Origin of the sequence: Nocardia sp. BSTN01, assembly GCF_015354405.1 — a bacterium.
Classification (GTDB): Bacteria; Actinomycetota; Actinomycetes; order Mycobacteriales; family Mycobacteriaceae; genus Nocardia.
In genome coordinates, this window is sequence record NZ_JADKYP010000001.1 from 179,686 (window position 1) to 190,952 (window position 11,267).

At 68.7% G+C, this 11,267-nt stretch carries 5 protein-coding genes; 4 read left to right on the forward strand and 1 reads right to left on the reverse strand.

Annotation, left to right across the window (positions count from 1 at the left end):
- Positions 1 to 22 precede the first annotated feature (22 nt).
- A complete protein-coding gene (locus tag IRT45_RS00725) occupies positions 23 to 355 on the forward strand; it encodes a type II toxin-antitoxin system RelE/ParE family toxin (protein WP_194803939.1) in 333 nt (110 codons plus the stop codon).
- Positions 352 to 657 (forward strand): helix-turn-helix domain-containing protein, encoded by a 306-nt coding sequence (locus IRT45_RS00730; protein ID WP_194803940.1) that lies wholly within the window; start codon positions 352 to 354, stop codon positions 655 to 657. The genes IRT45_RS00725 and IRT45_RS00730 overlap by 4 nt, the downstream gene beginning before the upstream one ends.
- Positions 658 to 729: 72 nt before the next feature.
- On the opposite strand, the gene IRT45_RS00735 is transcribed toward IRT45_RS00730, so the two are convergent.
- Positions 730 to 1,428: a siderophore-interacting protein gene (locus IRT45_RS00735; RefSeq protein ID WP_194803941.1), complete on the reverse strand. Its 699-nt coding sequence runs from the start codon at positions 1,426 to 1,428 to the stop codon at positions 730 to 732.
- A 146-nt stretch (positions 1,429 to 1,574) separates the two neighbouring features.
- Here IRT45_RS00735 and IRT45_RS00740 point away from each other — a divergent pair, with 146 nt between their 5' ends.
- A complete protein-coding gene (locus tag IRT45_RS00740; protein ID WP_194803942.1) occupies positions 1,575 to 5,024 on the forward strand; it encodes a non-ribosomal peptide synthetase in 3,450 nt (1,149 codons plus the stop codon).
- 50 nt (positions 5,025 to 5,074) lie between these two features.
- Entirely contained in the window at positions 5,075 to 11,248 is a 6,174-nt protein-coding gene (locus IRT45_RS00745; RefSeq protein WP_194803943.1) for a non-ribosomal peptide synthetase, read from the forward strand.
- Positions 11,249 to 11,267: the final 19 nt, after the last annotated feature.

Consider the following 11,267-nt stretch of genomic DNA (forward strand, 5'->3'; position numbering starts at 1 on the left):
CCTGTGGTGATATAGTCTGCTGATGTGGCAGATCGAGTTGTCGGACGAAGTGGCCCAGTGGCTCGTTTCTCTGAATGAATCGGACTATGCCGCTGCGAGTCGTAAACTCGATCTGCTCGCTGCCGAGGGCCCGATGCTGCGTATGCCACATGCGAAGTATCTCGGGCAGAAGTTGTACGAACTGCGGTTTGCGTTGGAGAGCGTCAACCGTCGCATCACCTACACATTCGATGAGGGTAGGAAGGTGATCACTCTGACCACCTTCCGGAAACAGCGGCAGAATGAGGCTCGCGAAGTGCTGCGCGCACGCCGTGCGCTGAAGCGTTATCGCGGGAGCGAAGAGGGTGAACGATGAACACTGTGAACTATCAAAAGGTTCATGCCCAGCGGCTGGCGCGGATGACCCCTGAGCAGCGTGCCGAATACGACGCTGCCTACGAACACGCCGGTTTGGCACTGCGACTCGCGGAGCTGTTCTATGACGCCCGCACGGCGGCCGGTCTGACGCAGACGGAGCTGGCGCGTCGCATGGGTACTACTCAGCCGACGATCGCCCGGATCGAGGGCGGCGGCCGGATCCCGACACTGGACATGCTCGAGCGGTTGGCCACTGCGGTCGGCATGCAGCTCGATATCTCGCTCACCGCCGCGGCCTGACGTTGCGGATGCCGTCTCGCTGCAGCCGGTGGTCGATGGCGGGCCGGATGGGCAGGTGGCCACTGCTGGCGCTCACCGCCAGTAGCCGCGGGTGGCGATATTGTGTTTCGGCAGTTTGGCTTTCAGCGATTTGGTGATCGCGCGTGTGGTGGCGGCATCGCAGGCGGCCCAGCCGAACGCGTCGGGGGAGCAGGTCACCGAGTCGGCCGCCTGCCGCAGCAACTGGCCGTAGTTCACTCGCTGCACCCACGTCACCTCGGTCTTGGGTCCGGTCCGCACCGGCAGCGACTGTTCGGACTCCTCCTGCCATTCCAGCCAGACCCGGGCCGGCGTCTCACCGATGGCGTCCAGCAGCGAGTTGACGGCGGGCAGGGAGGCGCTGTCGCCGAAGATCAGAAACTCGGACGGGACCGGTTCGGGCACAGCGAATTTCGAGCCCATAACCGTGGCGTCGATGACATCGCCGACCGCGGCTTTCTCGGCCCAGCGCGAGGCAGGTCCACCGTGCAGGGCGAATTCGATATCGAAGGTGTCGGCTTCAGGATTCGGGTCGACCAGGGTGTAGCCCCGCTGGACGAGATTGCCGCTGTCCTCGGCGAACCAGATCCGTACCCATTGGGTGGGGTGGACCGGGTGCTCGGCCAGCAGGCCGCCGCCCGTGAAGCCGATGCGCAAGTATCTGTCGCTGATCTGTCGCGTCGAGGTCACCGTGAACCGGTAGTCGTCGGCGCCGAGCGCCTTCAGCACGATGCCATTGAACCCTTTGCCCATGCGGCTAGAGTAGCGGAGTTAGGTTAGCCAAACCACATCCCTACGGCAGTCGGGGGTGTGTGGGCTACTATGCTTTGAGGTTAGGCAAGCCTAGCCTTTGAAGTAGGTGGTGAGGCCCGATTTCCGGCCGGTGAGGAGTTTGTCTGATGCTCGGCAAGGCTGACGTTCGTGACATCGTGGCGGCGGAGCTGGGGATCCGACCCGAATCGATCGGATACGACGACGATCTGGTCGGCCTGGGCATGCATTCGATGAAGCTCATGCGTCTCGCCGGTCGCTGGCGCAAACAGGGCCACGAGGTCCGCAGTTCCGAACTCGCGCTGGCGCCCACGATCTCCGCATGGGCCGAATTGCTCGGCGCCACTCCCGAACCCGCGCCCGCCGCCGCCACCGCCGAAGCCGGTGCCGTGTTCGCCGACGGCGAGGAATTCCCGCTCGCCACCATGCAGCACGCCTACTGGGTGGGCCGCCGCCAGGACCAGCGGCTCGGCGGTGTCGCCGCCCACCTCTACGTCGAATTCGACGGCCGCGGCCTGGACGCCGAGCGCATGGGCCGTGCGGTCGAACGCCTGGTCCGGCGCCATCCCCAGCTACGCGTGCAGTTCACCGACGCCGGCACGCAGCGCGTGCTGCCCGAGCCGCTGCTCCCGGTGTTCTCGGTCGAGGATCTGCGCGCGGCCGCCGACCCGGACACCGAACTGGAACGGCTGCGCCAGGACAAGAGTCATCAGCGGATGGATGTCGAGGCCGGTCAGGTCATCGACATCACCCTCACCCTGCTGCCCGGCGGCGCCCACCGCGTGCACGTCGACGTGGACATGCTCGCCGGAGATGCGTTGAGCTACCGGCGAATTCTCGACGATCTGGCCGCGCTCTACGACAGCGACGCCGATCCGGCCGATACCGTCGGCTACACCTTCCGCGAATATCTCGACGCCAGAGCGCGCCACGCGCCGGACAATTCGGCCGCCCAGGCCTGGTGGGAGCAGCGACTCGCCGACTTGCCCGATATCCCGTCGTTGCCGGTACTGGCCGAGGACGAGCGCGCCGACCCGAGCCGCAGCATCCGGCTGCACCACTGGTTCGAACCCGAGGCCAAAGCCGGATTCGACAAGCTCGCCCACAGCCACGGTGTCACCCCCGCGGTGGCGCTGGCCACGGTGTTCGCCGAGGCCATCGCACGCTGGTCCGCGCGGCAGCGCTTCCTGCTGAACGTCCCGCTGTTCGACCGGGAGCCGCTGCACGACGATATCGACCGCGTGGTCGGCGACTTCACCAATTCGGTCCTGGTCGACGTCGACGCCCACGCGCCGGAATCGATGGTCGCCCGCGCCAAGCGCCTGCAACGCGAATTGCACACCTGCGCCGTGCATTCCGGGTACGAGGGCCTGGATGTGCTGCGCGATCTCGGCCGCCTGCGCGGCGGTCCGGTGACGCCGTCGGTGGTCTTCACGTCCGGCCTGGACCTGGGCGAGCTCTTCTCCGAGCGGGTCACCACCCTGTTCGGCGAGCCGGTGTGGATCCTGTCGCAGGGCCCGCAGGTCGATCTCGACGCGCAGGTCGCCGAACTGGGCGGCGGTCTGCTGGTCAATTGGGACGTGCGCCGCGACGCCATGCCCGAGGGCGTGGTCACGGCGATGTTCGCCGAATTCCGCCGCCTGCTGCTGGCCCTCGCCGAGCCGGATGCGGACTGGAACGCACCGCTGTCGATCGAGCTGCCGGCGCAGCAGCGTGCGGTACGCGAGCGGGTGAACGACACCTTCACCGACTGGCAGGCCCGCACCCTGCACGGTGACTTCTTCGACCGCGCCCGCCGCAAGCCGGAGCCCGAGGCCCTGCGCTGGCGCGGCGGTGCCTGCGACTACGGCGATCTGGCCGATCAGGCGCTCGCGGTCGCCGCCGCGCTCACCGATGCCGGCGTGCGGCCGGGAGATACCGTCGCGGTGGTGATTCCCAAGGGCCACCGGCAGATTCCCGCCGTCCTCGGTGTGCTGGCCGCGGGAGCGGCCTACGTGCCGATCGGCACCGGTCAGCCGCCGGCGCGGCGCGACCGCATTCTGGCGCGCGCCGGTGCCCGGGTCGCGCTCACCGATGCGGCGCTCGAGCTGCCGGCCGACGTCACCGCCATCGACTTGACCACCGCGCTGGCCGGCCGCCGCCTCGAGCGCGCCTACGCCAGCGATCCGGACGCCGTCGCCTACGTGCTGTTCACGTCCGGATCCACCGGTGAGCCCAAGGGCGTGGAGGTCAGCCATCGCGCCGCCGCCAACACCATCGACGCCCTCGGCGCCTATTTCGGCCTGGACGCGAGCGTTCGGCTGCTGGGCCTGTCGTCGCTGGAATTCGATCTGTCGGTTTTCGACATCTTCGCTCCGCTCGCGCTGGGCGGTGCGCTGGTGTGCGTGGACGCCGAGATCGAGCGGGACGCCCAGGCGTGGGCCCGGCTGATCGCCGAAGACGAAGTGAGCGTGCTCAATTGCGCGCCCGGCTTGATCGGGATGCTGCTGGACTCCGCCGACGCGGCGGCCTTGCGCACACTGCGGGTGGTCGTCACCGGCGGTGACCGGGTCGACGCCGAACTCGCGCATCGCCTGCGCGCCGCGGTGCCCGACCTGCGTTTCGCCGGTCTCGGCGGTGCCACCGAGGCCGCGATCCATTCGACCGTCTGCGAAGTGACCGACGACTTCCCGGCCGACCGCGCCACCGTGCCCTACGGCACGCCGCTGGCGAATGTGGCGATGCGGGTGGTGAACGAGCGCGGCGAGGACTGCCCGGACTGGGTCGTCGGCGAATTGTGGATCGGCGGAACGAGTGTGGCCGACGGCTACCGCGGCGACCCGGAACGCACCGCCCAGCGCTTCGTCGAATACGGCGGCCTGCGCTGGTACCGCACCGGCGACCTGGCCCGGTATCTGCCCGACGGCACCGTCGACTTCCTCGGTCGTGCCGACCATCAGGTCAAGATTCGCGGCTACCGCGTGGAACTCGGTGAGGTCGAGACCGCGCTGACCACACTGCCGTCCGTTCAGCAGGCCGTCGCACTGGTGACAGGTTCCGGCCGGTTGGCCGCCGCGGTGCGGGCCGGCAGTGTCACCGCCGACGAGTTGCGGGTAGCGCTGCGGGATCTGCTTCCCGCCCACATGATCCCGGACCTGATCGAGATCGTGACCGAGATCCCGCTGACTCCCAACGGGAAACTGGACCGGGCCGCGATCCGGCGGCTGGTCGAGGCCGGCGCCCCCGATGCCGGCGCGGCCGCGGTGGCGCCCGCGAACGAGATCGAGGCGGCGCTGGCCTATATCGCGGCGCAGATCCTCGGTGTCGAGACCGTCGGTGTGGACACCGATTTCTTCGAGATCGGCGGCAACTCGATCCTGGCCACCACGTTCACCGCCAAGGTGCGCGGACTGCTCGCGGTAGAGAAATTCGGTGTCACCGCGGTCTTCGGCGGACGGACCGTGCGCCGCATCGCCGCACAACTGCAGGCCGACGAGACCACCCCCGGCCGCTTGGCGCAGGTGTCGCGGATCCTGCTGGAACTGGCCGAAGTGCCCGTGCCCCAGCCGGATTCGGCACTCGCCCCGGCGGGGAACTGACCGCAGCACCGGGCACCCGAGTTTTCGTTGTAGACAGATTGGTTCGTCAGATGCGTTCGCTGGAAGACCTGCAGGTAGCGATGGCGGCTCGGCTCGCCGAGGAAGGTTTGGCCACCGCCGCGGCCGTGCCGGCACGCCGGAATCCGCAGCGGGCGCCGTTGTCGTTCGGGCAGCGTTACGTGTGGGCGCATCAGCAGATTTCGCCCGGCAGCTCCGCCTACAACCTGTGCCTGGCGCTGACCTTCGAGAGCGCGGTGGACGCCGAGCCGATCGATGTGGGGGCACTGCGTGCGGCCTTCGCCGCGCTCGTCGAGCGGCACGAGGTGCTGCGCACCACCTATCACACCGATGAGGACGGTGAGCCCTATCAGCGGATCCACGCCGACCTGCCGCCCCGGCTGGTGGAGGAGGACCTGTCCGGTCTCGCCGCGGAGCAGGCCCGGCGGCGGCTGCGCGAGCTGACCGAGGCCGCGGCCCGCGAAAGCTTCGATCTGACCGCGGAATCCTCGTTGCGCGTGACCTTCGTCCGGATGTCCGCCACCGAACTGGTCGCGGTGGTGGTGATTCAGCACATCGCGTGGGACGGGATGACGCTGCCCGCCCTCTCCCGGGATGTGGAGACCTTCTATCGGCAGGCACTGACCGGCCCGGTCACGGTGGAGCCGCTGCGGTTGCAGGTCGCCGATTTCGCCGAATGGGAGGCCGACCGGTTCGCCGCCGACGACCATGCCGAGGATATCCGTTTCTGGCAGAGCCGCTTCGACGGGGAACTTCCGGAGCTGCAATTGCCCTACGATCGCCGCCCCGTGGCGGCCACCGAGCGCGGTGCCCGCCGTGATCGCCCGCTGAGCGCGGCCGCCGACACCGCGCTGCGCCGCCTCACCGCCGAGCTGCGCACCACCCCGTTCTCGGTATTCCTCGCCGCCTACTACGTCGCGCTGCGCGAGATGACCGGGCGCGGCGACATGGTCATCGGCACCACCGTGGCCAACCGCGAAGAGTCCGGGATGGAGCTGCTGATCGGCAATCTCAGCAATATGCTCCCGCTACACATCGCCGGCCGTGACGATCAGCGCTTCGCCGACCTGGTCGAACAGGTGCGCGGCGTGATCACCGACGCGTTCGGGCACAAGCATTTCCCGCAGGAAGGCATCGTCCGCGCGGTGAACGCCGCGACCGGCAACGTCGGCTCGAACCTGTTCGACACGATGGTGCTGTTCCTGCACCAGAAGATCGACGGTCCCCAGCTGCCGGGCGTCACCACCAGCTGGGAGCTGATGGACAACGGCGCCGCCCTGCTGCCGCTGGTGGTGGAGACATTCATGCACGGTGATCGGACCGACGTCCAGATCACCTATCGCACCGACCTTTTCGACGCCGTTACGATCGATCGCCTGCACGAGTACATCGACCTGGTGCTCGCCGCCGCGGCCGCCGACCGGCGGGTATCGGAGCTGGCCACGCTGTCGGCGACCGATCGCGCGGCGCTGGCGCAGTGGTCGCACGGCGCCGCGGTACCGATCGAGGCGGAGACCGCCGACGCGATGATCCGCGCCTCCGCGCGCACCTACCCGGACCGCACGGCCGTGGTGTTCGGCGATATCGAACTGAGCTACCGCGAATTCGATACCCGGGTGAACCGGCTCGCGCGACTGCTGCTGGAAGACGGGGTGCGGCCCGGCGATCGCGTCGGTGTCTACGCCGAACGCAGTGAACGGCTGCCGATCGCTTTCGCTGCGGTGCTGCGCGTCGGCGCGGTGTATTTCCCGATCGACCCCAGCTACCCGATCGACCGCATCGAGTACATGCTCGGCGATGCCGAACCGGCGTTGCTGCTGACATCAGCGGACAAGGCGCTGAGCGTCGAAACCCGCGTTACCACAATCGATCTCACCGACCAGCAGGTGAACGAACGCCTGTCCGCACTCGACGGCTCGGAGCTGTCGCCGACCGCACTGCCGCGACCCCTGCATCCGCTCGATCCCGCCTATCTGCTCTACACCTCCGGCACCACCGGCCGCCCCAAAGGTGTCGTGATCCACCACCGCGGCATCGCCAACCATGTGCAGTGGATGCGCGACTATCTCGGCTTCGGCGAGGAGCGCATCCTGCAGAAGGCGCCGATCGGCTTCGACGTCTCGGTCTTCGAACTGGTGAACGCGCTGTGCACCGGATCGGCGACGGTGCTGCCGCCGCCGCAGTGGTGGCAGGCCGATGTGGAGGCGCTCGCCGGGATCATCCACCGGCATCGCATCACACAGATCTCGTTGGTGCCCAGTGTGGTTCGCGCCTTCATCGACGCCGGACCGGACCCGGCTCGGCTGCAGTCCATGCGTTACGTCTACCTGGGTGGCGAGGCGGTACCCCCGGCGCTGGTCGAGGAATCGAGCCGGTTCTTCGGCGGCACGGTCCTCGGCCTCTACGGCCCCACCGAGGGCTCGATGGACCTCATGCACGAGGACTTCGCCGGACGAACGAACACCGAAGCTGCCGCCGGCACTGCGCTCGAACCGGCGCTCATCGGCCTGCCCGAATGGAATTCGTCGGTCTACGTGCTGGACGAGCGGTTGCGGCAGGTCCCGCCCGGCGTGATCGGTGAGCTCTACCTCGGTGGCGTGCAGCTCGCGCAGGGCTACCACCGGCGCCCCGATCTGACCGCCGGAGCCTTCGTGGCGTGCCCGTTCGCCGGTGAGCCCGGTGCCCGGATGTATCGCACCGGCGATATCGTGCGCTGGAATTCCCACGGCCGCATGGAATATCTGGGGCGGGTCGACGATCAGGTCAAGGTGCGCGGGCATCGCATCGAACTCGGTGAGATCGGCACCGTGCTGCGCCGCGTACCCGGAATCGCCTCCGCCGTGGCGATCACCGTGCCGCAGGGTGCGCAGAGCCACGACCTGGCACTGGTGGCCTACTATGTGCCCGAAGCGAATTCGGAATTCGCCACCGGCGGCGACGCCGAGAACACCGAGCGCATCAAAGCCGCACTGGCACAACGCCTGCCGGAATACATGATCCCCACGGCACTGGTGAAACTGGCGGCACTGCCGCTGACCGCCAACGGCAAACTCGACCGCCGGGCACTGCCGCAGCCGGATCTCGGCGGCAGCACCGGCCACGGCCGGGAACTGCGTGCGGGCGCAGAAGCCGCGGTCGCGGAGGTGGTGCGCGCGGTGCTGCACCTCGGCGATACCACCGCGTTGGCCGCCGACGACGATTTCCTGGCCCTCGGCGGCGATTCCATCAGCGCGATCCGGATGGCGTCGGCGTTGAAGAAGTACGGATTGCTGATCACCACCAGCGCGCTGTTCGACGCGCGCACGATCGCCCGCATCGCCGCGGCGTGCCAGCCGATCGTCGAGAGCAGCGGCCCGGCCCTGATCGAGGCGGAGAGCCCGGCCGGCTGGATCCCGCTCAGCCCCATCGCGGCCCTGCTCACCGAACAATCCGACGACTACCACGCCTACACCCAGGCCACCGCGGTCGTGGCCCCCGCACACAGCACTCGTGACCAGATCGCCGAGGTGGTCTCGGCGCTGGCCGCCCGCCATCCGATGCTGCGTGCCCGCCTCGGCACCGATCCGCAGGGTGCCACGGCCTATTACGTGCCGGAACCGGATGAGCCGACCCCCGCGCTTACCGTCGCGGAGATCGTGATCGGCGACGAGAGCTGGGACCGCACCGCGGGTGCGCGCCTGAACGAGCAGCTGGCCGAGTTGAGCGCGCGGCTGGACCCCGCCGCGGGCCGCATGCTCGCCGCCGCTTGGGTGCACTCCGCCGACGGAACGCAGGGGCGGCTGCTGCTGGTCGTCCACCACCTGGTGGTCGACGGTGTGTCCTGGCGGGTTCTGCACGACGATCTGCGCGGCCTGTGGGGCGTCGCTGCCGCGACGGTCGAACCGCAGCCGGGGACCTCGGTCAAGGCCTGGAACACCAGCCTGGTGCACGTGGCGAACAGCGCCGCCGTCCTCGCGACGCTGCCGTACTGGCGCACGGCCGCCGAGGCGGTGGATCCGCTGCTCGGCAGCCGCGCCCTGGACCCGGCCGTCGACACCGTCGCGACCGTCCGCGAGGTCACCGCCACCCTCGACGCGGACGACACCGCGTTCCTGATGAGCACGGCCACCACGGCTTTCGGCTGCGACTTCCTCGACATCCAGGTCGCCTCGCTGGCCGTGGCGATCCATCGCTTCCGCCGCCGTCGCGATCGGGACGCGGAGGCCGTCGCGGTGACGATGGAACGGCACGGCCGGGTCGAAACCCTGTTCAGCGGAGTCGATCTGGCCAACACCGTCGGCTGGTTCACCACCACCTATCCGGTGTCACTGCATATCCCGGATGCGGGCGAGCAGGTCGAATCCGCGGTGAAAGCGGTCAAGGAGCAACTGCTCGCGGTGCCCGAATCGGGAATCGGCTGGGGACTGCTCAGCCGGCTCAACCCCGAAACCCGCGCCGAGCTGGCGGGTTCACCCTCACCCCAGGTGAGCTTCAACTACATGGGCCGCTTCGCCGTGTCCGGCGCCGCCGACCGCGAATCGGTCCGAACCTGGGATGCCGCACCGGAATTCGGCTATATGGGCGGTCATGCGGATCCGGCCATGCCGGCTCCCGCCCTGCTGGACATCAACACCGTGGCACTGGCCGACGGCGACAGCGTGCGGTTGCATGCCTCCTTCCGCTTCCCGGCGGGACCGCTGTCCGACGACGAAGCCGGCGAACTGGCACAGCTGTGGACCGAGGGCCTCGGTGAGCTCGTGAAGACGGTGCGCGACAACCCGATTCGCCGCCTCACACCCAGCGACGTGGTCGCCGACGAGGTGACCCAGCTGGACCTGGATCGCTGGCAGTCGCTGTATCGCGGCTGCGTGGACATCTATCCGCTGGCGCCCTTGCAGGCCGGTTTATACCTGACCGCACTCGGCTCCGCGGGCAACGACGTCTACAACGTGCAGACGCTGATCCGGGTGCGCGGCGCACTCGACCTGCCGCTGCTCGCCGCGTCCTTCGACACCGTCCTGAACCGCTATCCCAATCTGCGCGTGTCGATGTCGGTGTCCCATGCCGGACAGCCGTACGCGGTGGTCGCCGACCACATGCGGATTCCGGTGCGCGAGATCGACTTCGCGGACCTGCCCGACGCGCAGCAGCGGTTGCAGGAGTTCTTCCGCGCCGACCAGGCCGAACATTTCGACCTCACGCACGGACCGCTCCTGCGGGTGACGGTGGTGCATCTTCCCGACGACCACCACATGGTGGTACTGACCTCGCACCATCTGCTCACCGACGGCTGGTCGGGCCAGCTGCTGCCGCGCGAGATCTTCGCCGAATACGCCGGTCGCGGCGGGCAGCCGCTCGGCGATCCGGAAACCTTCGCGCGCTTCCTGCGCCTCACCCGGGATCGCGAGCAGGCCACCGAGGCGGCCTGGCAGAGCTATCTCGAGGATGTGCGGCCGTGCCTCGTCGCCCCGGCCCGCACGCCCGACAGTGGCGGTGTGCCGGAGGGGCGTCCATTCGTCCTCGACGACGACACGGTCGCGCGCGCCACCGAACTGGCCGCGGAGCAGGGCACCACCTTCAGCCTGGTCTGCCAGCTCGCCTGGGCCAACGCACTGCGGTACGTCACCGGCGAGCAGGCGACGGTATTCGGTGAGGTGGTGTCGGGCCGGCCCGCCGATCTCGACGGCGTCGACCACGCCGTCGGCTGTTTCGCCAACACCATCCCGGTCGCGATCGACCTGGCCGGCGACCGCACCTGGCGCGACCATCTCGCCGAGATGCAGCGCCACCGTGTGGAACTCATGGAGTATCACCAATACCGGCTCACCTCGGCGATGCGGGCGGCCGGACGATCCGGGCCGGCGGCGCGCAAGCTGTTCGACAGCATGTTCGTCTTCCAGTCCTATCCGCCGGGGCGCGAGGAGCTGGAAACCTCGGTGCGCGAGGGCGGTTTGGAACTGGTGTCGTTCGAGGGCGGCGGCGCCACCGACAACGCCCTGCTGCTGATGATCTTCCCGGCGAATTCCCTGCTGCCCGGCGACGGCGTGCAGGCCGTGGTGTTCTACGCCGAGGACAGCTTCGAAGCCGACGATGCCCGCATCGTCGAGACCGCCTTCCGGAATACGTTGCGCGCCATCGCCGAACAGCCCGACCGCGCCGTCGCCGACACCACCGTGATCGACGACGAGGATCAGGGCCTGCTGGTGATGCGGCGGATGTGGCAGTGACAGACATGAGGAGTCAGAC